Here is a 19,154-nt window from a genome sequence, read left to right on the forward strand (position 1 = left end):
TAATCCCTAGTCGCCAACTCCTACTCAAGCCATCAATCCTTGGATCAAGTAGTCAAAATAAGGTGCAACTTCGGTGACATCTTTCAGAGATAAAAGTTCTAAAGAAGCTTCTTTGAGAGAACGAATAGCTTCAACTAAATTTGGGAGTGGAATTTCCAGGGATTCGTACATTTCCTTCACCCCAATAGTGCCGATTTTTGCCAAAGGTTCCACGTCTCCCACCACTATAGAATAAGTAATCAGACGAACATACCAACTTTGGTCTCGCAAACATGAAGCCCTATAAGTTTTATTACCACTATTACTGGGTGTATCAGGACACCGTTCCCAAAATCTCAAACTGGCTTTTTCCACAATTTTTTGTTCATTTTCAGCGAGAATTGTGGCTAGACGAATCCGAGAAAGTCCACTTTCGTAAAAATCTAGGATTGCACTTAATTCTCCCGCATTTAGATAACGAGCTTCTCGGTCAGCTTGAGCAATTGATCTTGTAATGATGCTCATGACAATCCTACTTGTAGTGTGCTTACAGTTGATATTTAGGTGTATTAACTATCAACTATTAACTGCTATAACAGTAGTCATCATTGTTAGGACATTTTTTCTTATCCGTTCCCTGTTTTGGTCACGATTCACGCGTTCCCTGTTCCCCATTCCCTTTTTACCAAAAATAATGTCCTAACTTATATGTCCATTGCTATAAAAAGATTTGTGGCTTAACTAAAAATACTTTTCAACTTAGACCAGCAGCAATGTAATCAAAGTAAACACCCATTTCTTTACCAGCTTCAGCACCTAGCATACTACCGACAACTTCTTTCATCGCTTGCACTGCTCGGATAGTTCCACCAACGGGAACTCCCAGAGAATTATAAGTTTCCCTTAAGCCATTAAGGATACGTTCATCTAAAATTGAAACATCACCAGCTAACATGGCATAAGTCGCATAGCGCAGAAAATAGTCTAAGTCACGTACGCAAGCAGCGTAACGACGACAAGTGTACATATTTCCACCAGGAGCTGTAATATCTGTGTAAAGCAAGGACTTAGCAACAGTCTGAGTTACGATATTTTTAGCATTAGCGCTGACAACAGTAGCAGATCGCGCCCGCATGTCACCAGTATGGAAATAGTGTTCTAATTTCTCCAAGGAAGTATTATCTAGATATTTGCCTTGAACGTCAGAAGAATTAATCAAAGCAGTAATTGCATCTTGCATAATCTAAATTTTCCAAACGAAGTTTTTACAGTGTATTGCAAATCAATCAGGTACAGGATCAATTCTTCATTACCATATATAAAAAAGTTTTAAATCCTGACTCCTGACTCCTGACTCCTGACTCCTGAATTCTGCTATGTATTCTGAGTTAAAGATTAGGAATCAAAAATTAAGAAAGAGCCTGAATTATATAGTCAAAATAAGGTCCTACTTCAACTGCATCTTCTTCACTCATCATTGATACAGCTTCTTCTTTGACGCAACGCATAGCCTCAACTAAATTTCTCAATGGTATCTCTAAATTGTTGTACATTTCTTTAATGCCAACAGTACCAATTTCTTCAAGGGGTTTTTCACTACCAGCCAAGATTGAATAAGCTACTAAGCGTACATACCATCCCTGGTCGCGCTGACAAGAAGCTGTTTTACGTTCGTTACCGCTATTACTTGGAGTATTAGGACAGCGTTCCCAAAATCTCATACTGCCGTTTTGGACAATTTGTTGCTCATTGTCTGCCAATATTTTGGCAATCCGAATTCTCTGATCTCCCGTTTTTAAGAAGTCTTGAAATATTCTTAATTCTTTAGGAGCAGGATATCGGGCTTCACTATCAGCATTAAGAATCAATTCGGTGACAACGCTCATTACTTACTCCTTATTATTTATTGATTATTAGTTGTTGGTTATTAGTCATTAGTTGTTTCTACTGACTAATAACTTGATATGAAGGTGAATAGCGGGACATAGACAACAAAAAAGTGAGAAACAGCCTCAAAGCGAGTCATGACAAAGGATTAACTTCAAAGTGCTAAAAATTGCTCTTAATCGCTCAGAACTTAGCGCAGCTAGAGTTTGCGGCGTCGGTGTAAGCGTCCAGTGTGGCTTTAGCAATAACCTAGATATATTCAGAAAACAATCAATTGACGTAAAACCATTGATTTATGAAGCTTTGAGACTGTTTTTTGAATGAAAAATGTCCAGGTCCCGATAGGTAAGGGATAAAAGCAAGGTGAGAGGGAGAAGTAGGGAAAAATTTGCAATTAAATTCTCCCTTCTTCTTCTCTTTTACTTACCTTTAAGAAGCGGCTAATGCTGGAGCTTTGAAGGAAACATTTACAGGAACAGCTTCACCACAAGCAAGATCGAGTGGAAAATTGTGAGCATTCCGTTCGTGCATCACTTCAAAGCCCAGATTTGCTCGATTTAATAGATCGGCCCAACTAGGAAGTACCCGACCCTCTGAATCAAGAATCGAATTATTAAAGTTGAATCCGTTCAGGTTGAATGCCATGGTACTGATACCTATAGCAGTCGCCCAAATGCAAATTACAGGCCAAGCCGCAAGAAAGAAATGTAATGAGCGACTATTGTTGAAGCTAGCATATTGGAATATCAGACGACCAAAATAGCCATGTGCTGCAACAATGTTGTATGTTTCTTGCTCTTGTCCAAATTTGTAACCATAGTTTTGGGATTCTGATTCAGTAGTCTCCCGTACAATACTAGAGGTGACAAGAGAACCGTGCATTGCACAGAATAAGGACCCTCCAAGTACTCCAGCGACTCCTAACATATGAAAAGGATTCATAAGGATGTTATGTTCGGCTTGGAAGACAAACATGAAGTTAAAGGTGCCGCTTATACCCATAGGTAAACCATCAGAGAAGCTACCTTGTCCGATGGGATAAATCAGGAATACTGATGTAGTTGCGGCAAGTGGAGCACTATAAGCAACAGCAATCCACGGACGCATACCCAAACGGTAAGAAAGCTCCCACTCCCGACCCATATAGCAAGCAAGGGCTGGGATGTAATGAAAAGCTATCATCTGATATGGGCCGCCATTATATAGCCATTCATCCATGGAAGCAGCTTCCCAAATTGGGTAGAAGTGTAAGCCAATTGCATTGGAGGTAGGTACGACCGCACCAGTAATAATATTGTTGCCATAAAGTAGCGAACCTGATAGTGGTTCGCGAATGCCGTCAATATCTACGGGTGGAGCTGCAATAAAGGCGATAATAAAAACGCAAGTGGAGACTCCCAGTAGAGGAATCATTAAAACCCCAAACCAACCTATATAAAGTCGATTTTCAGTACTAGTGACCCAATTACAGAACTTTTCCCATAGGGAAAGGGGTCTAGGCTGCTGTTGTGAAAATGTAGTCATAAGTTCCGCAACGGTATTTGAGTATCTATCAGAAAAATGTAAAGAAATGAAATTGCTACTTACCGTTTTAAGTAGCCTTTAATTGGTTTATGAGACAGGAAATTAGATGTTTATTAGTTACAACGACTAGCAGAACAGCCCTCACTCCGCTAGCGTTATGTGGTGCTAAGCGGCTCACAAATATATCCTTAGAAATTCCCCATTGCAACAACTTGATAATGTTAAGATGCGACGGGGAAGTTTTTTCTGCAGTCTGAAGTACCAATTTGGCTTTCCCAAAAATCTAGCTTCAGGTTTATGAAGAAAGGATATTGAATAAAAATGAAGAACTAATGAAGAATGTTGTTTTTGTTACAAAAATTAACTATTTTTCTAATAATATTTTTTTGTAGTAGGAGTCAGGACAGACCGCGTCCTTAGGGACGATTAGGTGTTAGGAGGAAAAGAGGTTTGTAGAGATCACCCACCGGGTCGTCTTCCAAGAATGTTGACTAGTAGATTTAAGTTTTCATTTAATTTAGATTGATAACTCATCCAATATAAATTTAAGTAAACAAGTTTAATTTTTATTGAAGCTAGATAACTTTTGAGTGACAAACCCGTTAATAATGATTTCTAATAAAACAATTTAAAAAATATGCTTTCAATAGTAGATTGTCGTATGTAAACCATAGATAATATCCATGTCTATGCATCATAATATCGCAGACTTGTTTGCTAGTAGTACTTTTTGCGTTCGCCTAACGCTATCGCGATTGATTTTTCAGTGTTTTTTCGTATCTCTGCCGATCTAAATCTAGTCTTAGGTGCACCAGGGTGATTTTAAATGAGAATCCTAGTTGTTGAAGATGACGAGTGCACTGCCAAAGCCTTAGAAGAAGTTCTTGGCAGTCAGCATTACATTGTTGATGTTGCTGATAATGGTTTGCTTGGTTGGGAATTGGTGGAAGCTTCTACCTATGATTTAATTTTGCTGGATGTTGTCTTACCCCGATTGGGTGGTATTGAGCTTTGTCAGAAATTACGTTCTCATAACTATCAAACACCTATTCTCTTATTAACAGCTCAAAACTCCAGTTCCGATAAAGTTTTGGGATTGGATGCAGGAGCAGATGATTATGTTGTTAAACCTTTTGAAGTCAAAGAATTATTAGCTCGAGTTCGTGTTTTACTACGTCGGAATAACAAACCAATACAAGCTGTTTTGGAATGGGAAAACCTACGTTTGATTCCTGGAAGCTGCGAAGTTACTTATGACGGTAATCTACTCAGTCTTACTCCCAAGGAGTATCTTTTATTAGAGCTTTTTCTTCGTAATCGTAATATTGTCTTTAGCAGAAGTGATATTTTAGACCGCCTTTGGTCTATAGAAGAAGCACCTAAAGAAGATACAGTTACAGCACATATCAAAGGTTTGCGACAAAAACTGACAAAAGCAGGAGCACCAAGCGATTTCATTGAGACGGTATATGGATTAGGTTATCGCCTCAAAGGATCTGTAAATTCTCCTTTGAAAGCATCTCTACTCAAATCTGAAACAAAGAAAAGTAAGAAAAAGGAACAAACTAAAGAAGTATTGACTCAAGCATGGGGAAAACTCAAACCACAAAATACTGATCGCATAGAAGTCCTAGAAAAAATCATTACTGCATTGGAAGATAACTCCCTAGAAAAAGAATTAAGGGTAAAAGGTTACTCTGAAGCACATAAGTTAGCCGGAGGATTAGGTATTTTTGGTTTTAACGAAGGTTCGCGTCTTGCTAGGGAGATAGAACAAATATTGAAATCGGAAGTAATCTTAAATCGTAATGACTTACTTCATTTAGGAGATTTAGTAAAGCTTTTACGTCAAGAACTAGACAAACCTGCATTCGAACGGGGTGATTTCTCAACACAATATAATGACTATCCGGCGATTGTGGCGATCGATGATGATTTACAATTTGCAAAAACAATACTCAAATTAGCTTCTGCATCAGGAATACGTATAAAACTAGTAAGAAACTTAATCGCAGCAAAAAAAGCATTAACCAAGTTTCAACTTGATGTAATTTTGCTCAACCTCCCTTTTAATAAAGCAAATGAAGACTGTTGGAATTGTCTAGCAAAATTAGTAAATACTACACCACCAATACCAGTTATATTGTGTACGGCTGACGATAATTTATCCAACCGGGTAAAACTGTCTCGATTGGTTACTCATGTATTTTTACAAAAACCATTACTTCCCGAGCATTTATTAGAAGTAGTGTCCAACTTTTCGACACAAAACCGTTCAGAAACGGGTAAAGTTATGGTGGTTGATGACGACCCACAAGTTTTGGAATTTTTAGGTGAATTACTAGAACCTTGCGGACTAAAAATTTTTACACTAGATGAACCATTATGGTTCTGGGATATTTTAGCGAAGAATTCCCCAGATTTGTTGATTCTTGACGTGGAAATGCCTCATGTTAGTGGTATTGAATTATGCCAAATAGTAAGGAATGAACCTCGTTGGAGCGAATTACCTATCATCTTCTTCACAGTTCACACTGATACTAGCACCATGGAAAAAGCATTTAATGCAGGTGCGAACGAATGTTTAAGTAAATCCATGATTGGATCGGAACTAGTGACTCACATATTCAACCGTTTAGAGCGAGTAAGATTACTTAGAACGATTAATACTATAGCTAATTAGTTATGACTTCTAATCCTTATATTTGTCAGTAGATAATGCAGCCTAACAACCCATCACCTCAAATATCAGGTAAATCTAGTCCTACAGGTGAAAAGACAATCGCCTCTGTGGAAATGCTGCTACATAGAATGATGAATCGAATTCGTCAATCTCTGGAATTACCAGCAATCTTAACAGGAACTGTTGCAGAAGTACGTACATTCTTGGAAACTGATCGGGTTAAAGTATATCGTTTTGACCCAGATGGTAGTGGTGAAGTAGTTGCTGAATCAGTTGCTGAGGAATCTTTACCATCTCTGTTAGGACAACATTTTCCCGCTGATGATATCCCCCCTGAAGTAAGGGAGTTATTTCTTAAAGCACGTCAGCGTTCAATTGTGGATGTAGCAAATCAGGAAATTGCTCTGAGTCCATTAGATTGTCCAGAAACTGGAGAGTCAATAACTCAAGATGATATTCGCTTTCGTTCCGTAGACCCTTGTCATATAGAATATCTCACATCAATGGGGGTACAATCATCTTTATTAGTGCCGATTTTGCACCGCGAACAATTATGGGGATTGTTGGTATCTCATCATAGTTCGCCACGACAGGTAACAGAGCGAGAATTACAAATAGTACAGTTAGTTGCAGATCAACTTTCCATTGCGATCGCCCAAAGTACCTTGCTCGAACAAACCCGGGCTCAAGCAGCACAGGAAGCCACTATTAATCGAGTAGGAAAACTGTTACATTCTATGACCGAGATGCGGTTGCAACAGGCATTAGAATTAACTGTATCTGCTCTTCAATCTGCGGGTGGCAGAGTTTATATCGCTCCCCCAAACCATAAAGAAGAGGCACAACTATTTGTCTGTGGCGACTGGGGAGTTGATAAGAATGGGGTCCAGGAAAAAGAAAGTGGAGAAAAGGTTCTGGAACAATCACCAATTCCTTTTGAAGAGCATCATACTTGGCAAAAGTGGTTAGATACACAAGAAACTGTCTCTCCGGGAAAACAAACTTGGGCGATCGCAGATTTACATCAATTAGCATTACCAGAATATTTAGCTGATACATTTGATGGTGCAGGAGTTCGTAGCTTGCTAGTTATAGAGTTGCAATCTCGCCAAAAGCATTTGGGTTATTTGAGTGTTTTTCGCCGTGAAATTGAGATCGAAACTTTGTGGGCGCGACGACCAGATCGCGATGACCCACGACAACAGCGCCCCATAATATCTTTTGAAACATGGCGGGAATTTAAGCAAGGTCAAGCCCAAGGATGGACTAATGCAGAAATTGAACTTGCTCGTGCTCTAGGAGGTCATTTTGCCACGGCAATTCATCAATATCAACTGTACCAGCAAGTACACAGTCTAAATGCGAGTTTGCAGCAAGACATTGAAGAACGCAAGCTAGCAGAAATCAAAATCTGTGCTTTGAATGCCGAACTAGAACAGCGAGTGCAGGAACGAACAACAGAATTGCAACGTGCTAATACAGAATTGGTACGAGAAATTAGCGATCGCAAACAAGCAAAAGCTTCCTTAGAACGTCTGAGTCGGCAAAGTGAATTAATTTTAAACTCTGCTGGCGAGGGAATTTATGGTTTGGATTCCCAAGGTAAACTCACGTTTATCAATCCGGCGGCAGCTAGAATGCTAGGATATCAGGTGGAAGAACTGATTGTTTCTATTGCCAATAAGGATTTAAACACTTATCCCACTTACATCCTCCCCAAATTTCTGCATGAATCTGGAGATGGATTTATGCACACCATATTGAAACACTTAAAACCTGACGGAACTCTTTATTCTTGGGAAGAAAATCCGATTTGTCACACTCTGAGAACAGGAGCAGTACAATATATTACTGGAGATATATTTCATCATCATGATGGAACAAAATTCCCTGTTGAGTATGTAAGTACGCCAATTAGAGAACAAGGTAAGATTGTCGGTGCAGTTGTAATTTTTAAAGATATCACTGAGCGACAAATAGTAGAACGAATGAAGAATGAGTTTGTTTCAGTAGTAAGCCACGAACTGCGGACACCCCTAACTTCTATTCGTAGCGCTTTGGGTTTACTTACCCACGGTTCTCTGAAAAATCAACCAGCGAAAAGTCAGCGAATGCTGGAAATTGCCTTCGACAATACTAACCGTTTGGTACGCCTCATTAACGATATCCTTGATATTGAGCGCATCAATTCCGGGAAAGTGACAATGGAAAAACAAAATTGCAATGCTGCTGAATTGATGACTCAAGCAGTAGATGAAATGCAAGCAATGGCTGAAAAAGCAGAAATTAATCTGATTTTGGCACCAGTTGAAACCCACTTATGGGCAGATCCAGATAGAATCATTCAAACACTTACTAACTTACTTAGCAATGCGATTAAATTTTCGCAGCCACGCAGTACAGTGTACCTCAGTGCCAAACTCCAAGATTCTCAAATAATATTTCAAGTAATAGATCAAGGTCGCGGGATTCCTGAAGATAAACTAGAAACAATTTTTGGTCGTTTTCAACAAGTTGATGCTTCTAACTCTCGCAATCAAGGAGGTACTGGCTTGGGGTTAGCAATCTGTCGTAGTATTGTACAGCAACACGGAGGCAGAATTTGGGTTGAAAGTAATTTAGGGGATGGTAGTACCTTTTACTTCACCTTACCTGTTAGTAATCAGTAGTATGGTTAAAATCTAATTGCTAGTAATAAGTAATGAGTAATAAGTAATAAGTAATGAGTAATAAGTAATAAGTACAGGAATTATCAACGGACAACAGGTTTATGTCATTGCGACGTAAGGTTAGCGAGCTAGCGCCTAGCGCAGCGTAACGGATCCGCAGGTAGCGCAGCTATAGGTATTGCGTTTCCATAAGGAAATAGCAATCCCAGACCAATGATAAATGACAAATGAAAAATGAACAAACGTATATTAATCATTGATGATGAACAAGATATCCGCGAAGCAACTCAACTTTGTCTGGAAATTTTAGGTGAATGGGAAGTCCTGAGTGCTAGTTCGGGTAAAGAAGGTTTAGTTACGGCTGCAGCCGAACAGCCCGATGCTATTCTTTTAGATGTAATGATGCCCGAGATGGATGGACTGACAACCTTCGAGAGATTGCAAGATAATCCTCTTACTCAAAATATCCCAGTGATTTTATTGACAGCTAAGACTCAACCTGCCGAACGGCGACGCTTTACCCAACTTCATGTGGCGGGAGTAATCACTAAGCCCTACGATCCGTTTACTTTGGCTGACGAAATTACACAAGCACTTACAAGTTGAAATTTATACGACTTCTGACTTTTAACTCCTGACTTCTGACTCCTGACTCCTAAATTCTGCTATAAATGTAACTTTTTTTAAATATAACCTCCTCCTTCATAAGTTCTTCAGATTTTTTTCTTATTCTTCAAAAAGAAACTAGTTGAGTTACACAATTGGAAATTTTGGATTGCCGTATTAGGACGCAGATTTAGCAATTTTGGACTATTGCTATCCCCTCAACGAAGGAATAAGGAGTCAAATCTATTTTTTTGCAGAATACTCCTTTTGACTCCTGAATCCTTCTTTTATTAGCAGCCATGCTATGTGCCGCTAATTTCCTGAGGTTGAGTTAACATACACGCGGATAAATGATTCGAAGTGCACAATAATTTTTCAATCATAAAATCTCAGTATCGTTCTTACTAGGTTCAACCTGGTAACAAAAAGATAGAGCCTCTGGCTCAAGAATGAACATGGTGTAAATTCTTAGATTCACCTTTATTTAAACTCCCGGATTTATCCGTGAGGTAATAATTACGGGTGATTTTCACCCTTACCTAAGAGAAGGAGCCATTAACCTTCATGGTACAGTCCGAACGCACAGTTGCGACCTCGACCAATGGTAATTTTGGTTTAGGTTGCCAAAATCAAAGCAATGTTTTAGAAAAACGCATAAGTATCTCGCTATGGGAAAGATTTTGTCGGTGGGTAACCAGTACTGATAATCGTCTATATATTGGCTGGTTTGGACTGGTGATGATACCTACTCTTTCTACCGCAGCGATCACTTTTATTATTGCATTTATTGCCGCTCCCCCCGTAGATATTAATGGTTGGGGAGAACCAATAAGTGGCTCTTTGTTGGGCGGTAATAATATTATCACTGCCGCTGTTGTCCCCACATCGGCAGCAATTGGTTTACACTTTTATCCTATGTGGGCTGCAGCTTCCTTTGATCAATGGCTGTACAACGGAGGTCCGTATCAGCTGATTGTACTGCACTTTTTGATTGGCATTTATTGCTATCAGGATCGGGAATGGGAGTTAAGCTATCGTTTGGGAATGCGTCCTTGGATTAGTTTAGCCTTTTCGGCTCCAGTAAGTGCTGCAGCTGCAGTTTTATTAGTCTATCCAGTAGGACAAGGAGGCTTCTGTGAGGGAATGCCTTTGGGTATTTCCGGAACTTTTTACTTTATGTTCAGGCTACAAGCCGAACACAACTTTCTTATGAACCCATTCCACATGATTGGAGTGGTTGGGGTTTTGGGAGGAGCATTTTTAAGTGCAATGCACGGTTCCTTAGTGACCTCAACTCTGGTTCAAAAAGTCAGCGAAGATGAGTCAATCAACTGTCGTTATAAGTTTGGGCAAAAAGAAGCAACTTACGATTTGATGGCAGCCCACGACTATTTAGGAAGACTTGCATGGCATCGCTTGAGCTTCACAAATAAGCGTAACTTGCACTTATTATTGGCAGCTGTACCAGTTATAGGTATTTGGTCAGCGGCTTTGGGTGTAGTCACTATGGCATTTGACATCAATGGCTTGAATTTCAATCGCCACATACACGATAAGCAAGGGCGGATAATAAATAGCTGGGCAGACTCTATCGGCTGGGCTGACTTGGGAATAAAAGTAATGGATGAAGGAAAAGTATACTCTTTTCCCTTAGATATATCATCCAACCTGGTAATACCTGTGAAGTGATTGGGGATTAGGGATAGCACTGCATGCCGCCGCAAGCGGCATATAGGGATTGGCGATTGGGTCTTAATCAGCACACTACCCATAAAAATCAACCTTCCATTGCCCATTATTCATATGGCTGACGCCAATCCCCAATCCCCTATAAAAAAGGAGACAATTATAATGACAATAACTCCAGAGCGGGAGCAAAAAGTGAGGATCGCGGTCGATAAAGACCCGGTGCCTACTTCTTTTGAGAGGTGGGCGAAACCAGGACATTTTGATCGCTCCCTTGCCAGAGGTCCTAAAAGCACTACTTGGATTTGGAACTTGCACGCCCTGGCTCATGATTTTGATACTCATACTAGCGATTTAGAAGATGTATCTCGCAAAATCTTTTCTGCTCATTTTGGACATTTGGCAGTAGTTTTTATCTGGTTGAGCGGGATGTATTATCATGGGGCAAAGTTCTCCAATTTTGAATCTTGGATGACCAACCCCGCAGGCATTAAGCCTAGTGCTCAAGTGGTTTGGCCTATATTTGGTCAGGAAATTTTGAATGCTAATATGGGTGATGGTTTCTACGGTATTCAAATTACCTCTGGACTTTTCCAGATGTGGCGGGCTGCTGGATTTACCAACACCTTCCAGTTATACTGCACTGCCATCGGAGCATTAGTAATGGCAGCACTAATGCTATTTGCTGGTTGGTTCCATTATCACAAAAGGGCTCCAAAGCTGGAGTGGTTTCAGAATGTGGAATCGATGTTAAATCACCACTTGGCTGGACTTTTAGGTTTAGGTTCTCTGGGTTGGTGCGGACACCTGATTCATGTTTCTTTGCCTACTAACAAGCTATTAGATGCTGGGGTAGCTCTCAAGGATATTCCTTTACCTCACGAGTTCATCTTGAACTCTAGCTTGATGGGAAGATTATATCCCAGTGTTGATTGGGGTTTCTTGAGTGGTGTTCTACCATTCTTTACTTTGCACTGGGGAAAATATGCAGAGTTCTTAACATTTAAGGGTGGTCTAAACCCCGTAACTGGTGGCTTGTGGTTAACAGATGTGGCACATCATCACTTAGCTATAGCTGTGATGTTCATTTTTGCTGGTCATATGTACCGTACGAATTGGAGCATTGGTCACAATATTAAAGTGATGCTCGATGACCTGAGAAATCCTAATATGTTGCCATTTTTGAGCTTTATTGGTCCTACAGGTCATAAAGGTCTTTACCGAGTTCTCACAACTTCTTGGCACGCTCAGCTAGCAATCAATTTGGCAATGTTGGGGTCTTTGAGCATCATTGTTGCCCATCATATGTATGCAATGCCGCCCTATCCTTATCTGGCTACAGACTATGCCACGGTTGTATCTCTGTTCACTCACCATGTCTGGATTGGAGGCTTTTTAATCGTTGGTGCAGCAGCTCATGCAGCAATTTATATGGTGCGGGACTATGACCCAGAGGTGAATCATAACAATGTACTCGACCGGGTACTTCGACATCGGGATGCAATTATCTCTCACCTCGCTTGGGTGTGTCAGTTCCTCGGTTTCCACAGCTTTGCAATGTATTGTCACAACGACACAATGCGGGCTTTTGGTCGTCCCCAAGATATGTTCTCGGATACGGGGATTCAATTACAGCCAATTTTTGCCCAGTGGGTACAACATATTCACACAATGGCAATTGGAAATCTAGGCTTGCAACCCGCTGCACCTCTAGGTAACGTGTTTGGGGGTTTGCAAAATTTGCAGACCTCAGGATTGGGGGTTACTGCTCCAGGTTTACATGAGCCTGTAAGTCATGCTTTTGGTGGTGGTATTGTAGCTGTTGCTGGTAAGGTGGCAATGATGCCGATTCCTCTAGGAACAGCAGATTTCTTAATTCACCACATCCACGCCTTTACAATTCACGTCACGGTGCTAGTTCTACTCAAGGGCGTGCTATTTGCACGTAGTTCGCGCTTAGTTCCAGATAAAGCAAATCTCGGTTTCCGCTTCCCTTGCGATGGTCCCGGTCGTGGTGGTACTTGTCAAGTCTCAGCTTGGGACCATGTATTCTTGGGGCTGTTCTGGATGTATAACTCACTTTCGATAGTGATTTTTCACTTCTTTTGGAAGATGCAGTCGGATGTATGGGGGACGGTCGATAGTAATGGGGTAGTCACTCATATCACCGGCGGAAACTTTGCGATGTCGTCAATTACGAACAACGGTTGGTTGCGTGATTTCCTTTGGGCACAAGCGTCGCAAGTTATTACATCCTATGATACAGCCCTGTCTGGTTACGGCTTAATGTTCCTGGGTGGACATTTCGTTTTTGGCTTTAGTCTGATGTTCCTATTTAGCGGTCGCGGCTACTGGCAAGAGCTAATTGAATCAATTGTTTGGGCACACAACAAGTTAAAAATTGCTACGGCAATTCAGCCCCGTGCTTTAAGTATTGTTCATGGTCGGGCTGTGGGAGTTGCTCATTATCTGTTAGGAGGAATTGTCACTACTTGGGCATTTTTCCTAGCGCGAATGACAGCACTTGGATGAAGAAAAATCCAAGATTAACTCTCTTTACTAAGCTAGTAAGCTTGCTTATCCGCACTACGCGAACAGTTAAGGAATCGATCTGTTGAGACTGTTAGGGGAAGGAGAGGTGTAGAGGGTCTGAGGTGTTTACTAGAACTTTCTATACTTCTGCTACTCCCTCTGTTCCTCCCCTCCTCTGATTCCTATGCTCTGACTCAAAACCAAAAATCTATAATTTTCCCTCACGCAAAACTTCTCAACTGAAAGTCTATGGCGACTAAATTTCCTAAATTTAGCCAAGACCTGGCACAAGACCCGACGACTCGTCGCATTTGGTATGCGATCGCAACTGCCCATGATTTTGAAAGTCATGATGGAATAACGGAGGAAAATCTTTACCAAAGGATTTTTGCTTCTCACTTCGGTCATTTGGCGATCATTTTCCTATGGGCATCGGGTATTTTATTCCATGTTGCTTGGCAAGGTAACTTTGAAGTATGGATTAAAGATCCACTCCATGTACGTCCTATCGCCCACGCGATTTGGGATGCTCAATTTGGACCAGGGGCAATTGAAGCTTATACTCAAGCTGGAGCACATAATCCTGTTGATATTTGCTACTCTGGTGTTTACCACTGGTGGTACACCATAGGCATAAGAACAAATACTGAACTTTATAGTGGTTCTTTGTTTCTTTTGCTTCTGGCATCAATATTCTTGTTCGCAGGTTGGCTACATCTCAAACCAAGGTTTCGTCCAGAACTAGCTTGGTTCAAAAACAATGAATCTCGTCTAAACCATCACCTCGCAGGTTTATTTGGTGTTAGTTCTTTGGCTTGGGCTGGACACTTAGTTCATGTAGCAATTCCAGAATCTCGTGGTATTCATGTGGGCTGGAACAATTTCCTGGCTGTAGCACCCCATCCAAAAGGATTATTACCATTTTTCACAGGTAACTGGGCTGCTTACGCCCAAAACCCAGATACAGCAAATCATGTGTTTGGGACTTCCGAAGGTTCGGGTACGGCAATTTTAACCTTTCTTGGTGGCTTTCACCCGCAAACAGAGTCACTGTGGCTAACAGATATGGCGCATCACCATTTGGCGATCGCAGTGGTCTTTATTGTTGCGGGTCATATGTACCGGACTAACTGGAACATTGGTCACAATATCAAGGAAATGCTCAATGCCAAAACCTTCTTTGGGCGTAAGGTGGAAGGACCATTCAATTTACCTCACCAAGGACTGTATGAAACAGTTAATAATTCCTTGCACTTCCAGTTATCTTTAGCTCTAGCATGTTTGGGTGTAGCGAGTTCTTTGACGGCTCAGCACATGTATTCGATGCCGCCCTACGCTTTCATTGCCAGGGATTTCACTACGATGTCAGCGTTATATACTCACCACCAGTATATAGCTGGGTTTTTGATGGTGGGGGCATTTTCCCATGCTGCTATTTTTTGGATCAAAGATTATGATCCAGAAATGAACAAGGGGAATGTATTAGACCGGGTTTTGAAGCACAAAGAAGCTATTATTGCTCACTTGAGTTGGGTATCTTTGTTCTTGGGCTTCCATACTCTGGGTCTCTACGTTCATAATGATGTAGAAGTTGCCTTTGGTAGACCAGAAAAACAAATTTTGGTTGAGCCAGTATTTGCGCAATTTATCCAAGCCACCCATGGTAAAGCACTATACGGGTTCAACACTCTGTTATCTAACCCAGATAGTATTGCTTCTACAGCGTGGCCTAATCATGCTAATGTCTGGTTATCGGGCTGGCTAGATGCCATCAATAATGGCGCAAACTCTTTGTTTTTGACAATTGGACCGGGTGACTTTTTAGTTCACCATGCGATCGCTCTCGGTCTACATGTCACCACTTTGATTTTAGTTAAGGGTGCCCTAGATGCCCGTGGCTCGAAATTAATGCCGGATAAAAAAGACTTTGGCTACTCCTTCCCTTGTGATGGTCCGGGTCGTGGTGGTACTTGTGATATTTCTGCTTGGGATGCTTCCTATCTAGCGATTTTTTGGATGCTCAACACCCTTGGTTGGATAACATTTTACTGGCACTGGAAGCATTTAACTCTCTGGCAAGGAAATGTTGCCCAATTTAATGAAAATTCTACCTATCTCATGGGTTGGTTCCGAGATTATTTGTGGGCTAACTCTGCTCAATTGATTAATGGATATAACCCCTATGGGACAAATAATTTAGCTGTTTGGGCTTGGATGTTTCTTTTCGGACATTTAGCTTGGGCTGTCAGTTTCATGTTCCTGATCACTTGGCGTGGTTATTGGCAAGAATTAATTGAAACTCTCGCTTGGGCACATGAAAAAACACCATTATCCTTTGGGTATTGGAGAGATAAGCCCGTCGCTTTGTCTATTGTTCAGGCTCGTTTAGTTGGTTTGACCCACTTTACGGTTGGTTATATTGCTACCTATGGAGCATTTCTGATTGCTTCAACAGCAAGTAAGTTTGGCTAGCAAAGAGAATTTTGATATGAATCTTTTCTCCATAATAGCAAAAATTATCTAAAAATATGGAGACGTTACTTGTAACGTCTCTATTAATAAAAAAATAAAAATAAAAAAACACAAATATTTTAGACATTTTAGAAGAAATAAAATAATTTTTGTATCCTTATAATCTTTAAGAAGATAATTGTTTATTTTACTATTTAAAAATATTGTCATTCGACTCCTCTGACTTTTAGCCTAAGCCTACTGGTTAGAGGATTTTCCTATATGTATTTTATGAATAAAAAATTTAATTTTTATAACAATAAAATATAATAAACATGCCTTTAATTTAAAATTAAATAAATAAGACTATTTGCTCAAATTGAGAATAAAATCATAAGTAAATATGGCTAATAATGACACAGAATTTATAAAACCATATGGGGGCGATCCCTGCGTTGCAAATCTTTCCACTCCGATTAATGATTCTCCTTTAGCAAGAGCTTTCATTAACAATTTGCCTGCTTATCGTAAAGGCTTAACTCCTTTTATGCGAGGGCTAGAAATCGGTATGGCTCACGGTTACTTTCTTGTTGGACCAGAGGTTGTAGTTGGACCTCTACGCGAAACTGCACATGGAGCTAATTTAAGTGGATTGATTACCGCTGTTTTTATCGCAGCATCAGCCTGTTTAGGGATTTCTATTTTTGCTTTGACTACTTTTCAAGGAAATCCACGGGGGGCTTACAATTCTTATGCTAAAGACCCTCTAAGACCGTTACGAACCCGTGAAGAATGGAATCAACTTAATGCTGGAGTATTTCTTGGTGCAATGGGCGGTGCAATATTTGCTTATTTGCTACTAGAAAACTTTGATGATTTAGATGCTATTTTGCGTGGTGCAGTAAATGTTGCTTTATTACCATTTGGTAATTTTTAGCTCTTGTTTTTGAACTCTTATCTTTTAGTCATTTGTTAATAAACATTCCTATTGACTTGTCATTAAATAAGTATTAGTAAATCAGGAGTATTCATCATGGTAGATATGACTCAACTTACGGGTGAATATGCTGCTTCATGGTTGCCTTGGATTATGATTCCTTTAGTTTTTTATATATTACCTTTCCCAGTATTTGCACTTGTTTTTCTATGGATTCAAAAAGAAGATGGTGATGATGAAAGAAGTTCTTCCGCAGACAGACCAATGGGTAATGTGACAAATATAAATTTTTGATTTGCACCAGGAAGTACCTGATATATCAGTGACATGAGTAGTTATTCTTTGTCTCTGGTAAGGAAGATCTTACTGGAGATAGAGCCTAGGTGTTGACTCTGTAGGTTTTCGGAAGATGAAATTTCATTCAACATCTGTGACATTACTTGTTCCTTGTCTCTGGCAAGGAATACAGTGTAGGAGGCTCTACCTCCAGTCTGGATAAGAGGCAGAGTTTCCTACTATGAGTTCCCAGACGGAGCTTTGGAACAAGGTCAGACACAAAAATTGCATCACATAAAAGTATAAAAATTACAACAAATTCAATAGCTTAGGCAGAACCTCTTAACATCGATTCCGAGGAAGAGCCTTGGAACCAGATAATACACAAAAATTGCAAATTCCGTAAAATTTATCTTTGCACCAAAATATATCCAGCAACGACAATAATAAAGTAACCAAAACTTTTTTGTAATAGCTTGGGTTTTATAAACCTAGTTAAATACGCACCGGATAAAGTACCCAAGCTTGCAGCGATCGTAAAAATTATCATTATATTTATATTTATAGGTACATGACCAAAATAACCTGCAAATCCAGCAATGGATTTAAAGGTGATTATCAATAATGATGTTCCCACAGCCTCTTTCATTGGTGTCTTACCCAGTAAAACTAATGCAGGGATAATCATAAATCCACCCCCAACACCAACAAAACCAGTCACTATTCCTACCACAAATCCTTCAATCGGAATGGCGAATAGGCGATATTTATCCTCATGCTTCTCTTCTAAATAATTCTGTTTGCGAGCTTCAGAAGGACGGCTACTTTTACTAATCATCAGAAAAGCAGCTACTACCATTGTTACTGCAAAAGAAATTAACTGAATTGTAGGATCGATTATGGGAAGTGAGGCAATTCTAGCACCCAGATATGCTCCCAACATTGCAGATGGAGAAAAAAGCAGGGCAGTCTTAAAATTTACATTACCTTGTTGCCAATGAGGGACAACACCTATGAGACTAACTGTACCAATGATCGCTAGTGTCATGGCTACAGCAGACTTAGTCTCTATTCCCATAACGTATTTTAGAATTGGTAGAGCTAAAATAGAGCCGCCTCCACCAATTAATCCTAAAGTGATACCAATGCAAACTGCCAAAAATGTTCCAAGTATCAAGTTCATAATACTCTAATGCATCTTATGGATAATATGTGTAAGTTGCTATATTCTTGAAAAGTAATTAAATATGCAGGATGGAAAATTAGTTAGTGTGAGAATGCAGCGGATTTCAGCTAACTAAAACATAATTTATTGTTATCTTTTTAATCGTCTTTTATTCTCTTCAAATTAATTTTGATTCCACGGTATCTTTGCAAGTAACAGACCTAGAGCGCATGTATTACTAATACCTGCAAATACTAATCCCGATCCAATAAAACCACTCAGAATTAAAAACCAAGGAGAGACAAATGCACCAAGTAAAGTACCCGTAACAACCAAAGAACCTGCAACTATTTGTACCTGACGCATTATGCTCATGGGTGCATTCTTATTCGTCTCAATCGGATATCCTGCTTCTTTCCAAGCATTTAGACCGCCTTCAAGACCAGTTACCTCATTAAAACTAGCTGCAAATAACTTTTGAGCTGCTTGTGCAGAACGTTTACCAGTTTGACAATACAAAACTAACTTTTTCCCTTCATCTAATGGTATTTTTCGCGGATCAAAATTAGATAATGATACCCTTGTTGCACCCTGAATCCTTTCTCCAGCATATTCAGCAGCTTCTCTTACATCAACTAAAATAATATTTCCCATCTCCAACCATTTTTTTAGGATTACAGGATGGATATTTTGTAGGCGATTGCCATTTTTTTCCTTATTAGTTATTGTCATTTTTCTATTCCTTTGATTATTTACTAG

General features: G+C 40.0%; 14 protein-coding genes. 8 read left to right on the plus strand and 6 right to left on the minus strand.

Annotated features, from left to right (window positions below; translation table 11 throughout):
* Nucleotides 1-24: 24 nt before the first annotated feature.
* From apcD (BC008_RS35995) to psbA, 4 genes are all read right to left on the minus strand, one after another.
* Nucleotides 25-504, minus strand: a complete 480-nt coding sequence (gene apcD / locus BC008_RS35995; RefSeq protein WP_027843158.1) for an allophycocyanin subunit alpha-B — start codon at nt 502-504, stop codon at nt 25-27.
* 229 nt (nt 505-733) lie between these two features.
* Entirely contained in the window at nt 734-1,219 is a 486-nt protein-coding gene (locus BC008_RS36000) for a globin family protein (RefSeq protein WP_027843157.1), read from the minus strand.
* A 169-nt stretch (nt 1,220-1,388) separates the two neighbouring features.
* Nucleotides 1,389-1,865: an allophycocyanin subunit alpha-B gene (gene apcD, locus BC008_RS36005; protein WP_027845865.1), complete on the minus strand. Its 477-nt coding sequence runs from the start codon at nt 1,863-1,865 to the stop codon at nt 1,389-1,391.
* A gap of 430 nt (nt 1,866-2,295) precedes the next feature.
* On the minus strand, nt 2,296-3,390 hold the full coding sequence (psbA, locus tag BC008_RS36010; protein WP_027845866.1) for a photosystem II q(b) protein: 1,095 nt from the start codon (nt 3,388-3,390) through the stop codon (nt 2,296-2,298).
* Between the two features lie 826 nt (nt 3,391-4,216).
* Here psbA and BC008_RS36015 point away from each other — a divergent pair.
* From BC008_RS36015 to BC008_RS36050, 8 genes are all read left to right on the plus strand, one after another.
* Complete coding sequence (locus BC008_RS36015) at nt 4,217-6,073, plus strand: response regulator (RefSeq protein WP_027845867.1); 1,857 nt, start codon at nt 4,217-4,219, stop codon at nt 6,071-6,073.
* A 35-nt stretch (nt 6,074-6,108) separates the two neighbouring features.
* The gene (locus BC008_RS36020; RefSeq protein WP_036267670.1) at nt 6,109-8,742 is read left to right on the plus strand and encodes an ATP-binding protein; all 2,634 of its coding nucleotides are present in this window, start codon (nt 6,109-6,111) and stop codon (nt 8,740-8,742) included.
* A 234-nt stretch (nt 8,743-8,976) separates the two neighbouring features.
* Complete coding sequence (locus BC008_RS36025) at nt 8,977-9,348, plus strand: response regulator (RefSeq protein ID WP_027844094.1); 372 nt, start codon at nt 8,977-8,979, stop codon at nt 9,346-9,348.
* Nucleotides 9,349-9,912: 564 nt separating this feature from the next.
* The gene (locus BC008_RS36030) at nt 9,913-11,037 is read left to right on the plus strand and encodes a photosynthetic reaction center family protein (protein WP_082650693.1); all 1,125 of its coding nucleotides are present in this window, start codon (nt 9,913-9,915) and stop codon (nt 11,035-11,037) included.
* Nucleotides 11,038-11,199: 162 nt separating this feature from the next.
* Nucleotides 11,200-13,566, plus strand: coding sequence for a photosystem I core protein PsaA (gene psaA, locus BC008_RS36035; RefSeq protein WP_027844096.1), 2,367 nt, complete (start codon nt 11,200-11,202; stop codon nt 13,564-13,566).
* Nucleotides 13,567-13,815: 249 nt separating this feature from the next.
* Entirely contained in the window at nt 13,816-16,038 is a 2,223-nt protein-coding gene (gene psaB / locus BC008_RS36040; RefSeq protein ID WP_027844097.1) for a photosystem I core protein PsaB, read from the plus strand.
* Between the two features lie 382 nt (nt 16,039-16,420).
* Complete coding sequence (locus tag BC008_RS36045) at nt 16,421-16,954, plus strand: photosystem I reaction center subunit XI (protein ID WP_027844098.1); 534 nt, start codon at nt 16,421-16,423, stop codon at nt 16,952-16,954.
* Between the two features lie 96 nt (nt 16,955-17,050).
* The gene (locus tag BC008_RS36050; protein ID WP_036265992.1) at nt 17,051-17,248 is read left to right on the plus strand and encodes a photosystem I reaction center subunit VIII; all 198 of its coding nucleotides are present in this window, start codon (nt 17,051-17,053) and stop codon (nt 17,246-17,248) included.
* 391 nt (nt 17,249-17,639) lie between these two features.
* Here BC008_RS36050 and BC008_RS36055 read toward each other — a convergent pair whose 3' ends face one another.
* Together BC008_RS36055 and BC008_RS36060 are read right to left on the minus strand one after the other, a co-directional pair.
* Nucleotides 17,640-18,413 carry a sulfite exporter TauE/SafE family protein gene (locus tag BC008_RS36055; protein ID WP_027844099.1) on the minus strand — a complete coding sequence of 258 codons (774 nt, stop codon included), beginning with the start codon at nt 18,411-18,413 and terminating at the stop codon, nt 17,640-17,642.
* 165 nt (nt 18,414-18,578) lie between these two features.
* On the minus strand, nt 18,579-19,127 hold the full coding sequence (locus BC008_RS36060) for a rhodanese-like domain-containing protein (RefSeq protein WP_027844100.1): 549 nt from the start codon (nt 19,125-19,127) through the stop codon (nt 18,579-18,581).
* Between the last annotated feature and the right edge of the window lie 27 nt (nt 19,128-19,154).

Origin of the sequence: Mastigocoleus testarum BC008, from assembly GCF_001456025.1 — a bacterium.
GTDB lineage: Bacteria > Cyanobacteriota > Cyanobacteriia > Cyanobacteriales > Nostocaceae > Mastigocoleus > Mastigocoleus testarum.

Coding starts and splice junctions, on each gene's coding strand:
- BC008_RS36000 (WP_027843157.1), bottom strand. CDS start 1,219: ATGCAAGATGCAATTACTGCTTTGATTAATTCTTCTGACGTTCAAGGC.
- apcD (WP_027845865.1), bottom strand. CDS start 1,865: ATGAGCGTTGTCACCGAATTGATTCTTAATGCTGATAGTGAAGCCCGA.
- BC008_RS36030 (WP_082650693.1), top strand. CDS start 9,913: ATGGTACAGTCCGAACGCACAGTTGCGACCTCGACCAATGGTAATTTT.
- BC008_RS36015 (WP_027845867.1), top strand. CDS start 4,217: ATGAGAATCCTAGTTGTTGAAGATGACGAGTGCACTGCCAAAGCCTTA.
- BC008_RS36060 (WP_027844100.1), bottom strand. CDS start 19,127: ATGACAATAACTAATAAGGAAAAAAATGGCAATCGCCTACAAAATATC.
- BC008_RS36020 (WP_036267670.1), top strand. CDS start 6,109: ATGCAGCCTAACAACCCATCACCTCAAATATCAGGTAAATCTAGTCCT.
- BC008_RS36025 (WP_027844094.1), top strand. CDS start 8,977: ATGAACAAACGTATATTAATCATTGATGATGAACAAGATATCCGCGAA.
- BC008_RS36045 (WP_027844098.1), top strand. CDS start 16,421: ATGGCTAATAATGACACAGAATTTATAAAACCATATGGGGGCGATCCC.
- psaB (WP_027844097.1), top strand. CDS start 13,816: ATGGCGACTAAATTTCCTAAATTTAGCCAAGACCTGGCACAAGACCCG.
- psaA (WP_027844096.1), top strand. CDS start 11,200: ATGACAATAACTCCAGAGCGGGAGCAAAAAGTGAGGATCGCGGTCGAT.
- apcD (WP_027843158.1), bottom strand. CDS start 504: ATGAGCATCATTACAAGATCAATTGCTCAAGCTGACCGAGAAGCTCGT.
- BC008_RS36055 (WP_027844099.1), bottom strand. CDS start 18,413: ATGAACTTGATACTTGGAACATTTTTGGCAGTTTGCATTGGTATCACT.
- BC008_RS36050 (WP_036265992.1), top strand. CDS start 17,051: ATGGTAGATATGACTCAACTTACGGGTGAATATGCTGCTTCATGGTTG.
- psbA (WP_027845866.1), bottom strand. CDS start 3,390: ATGACTACATTTTCACAACAGCAGCCTAGACCCCTTTCCCTATGGGAA.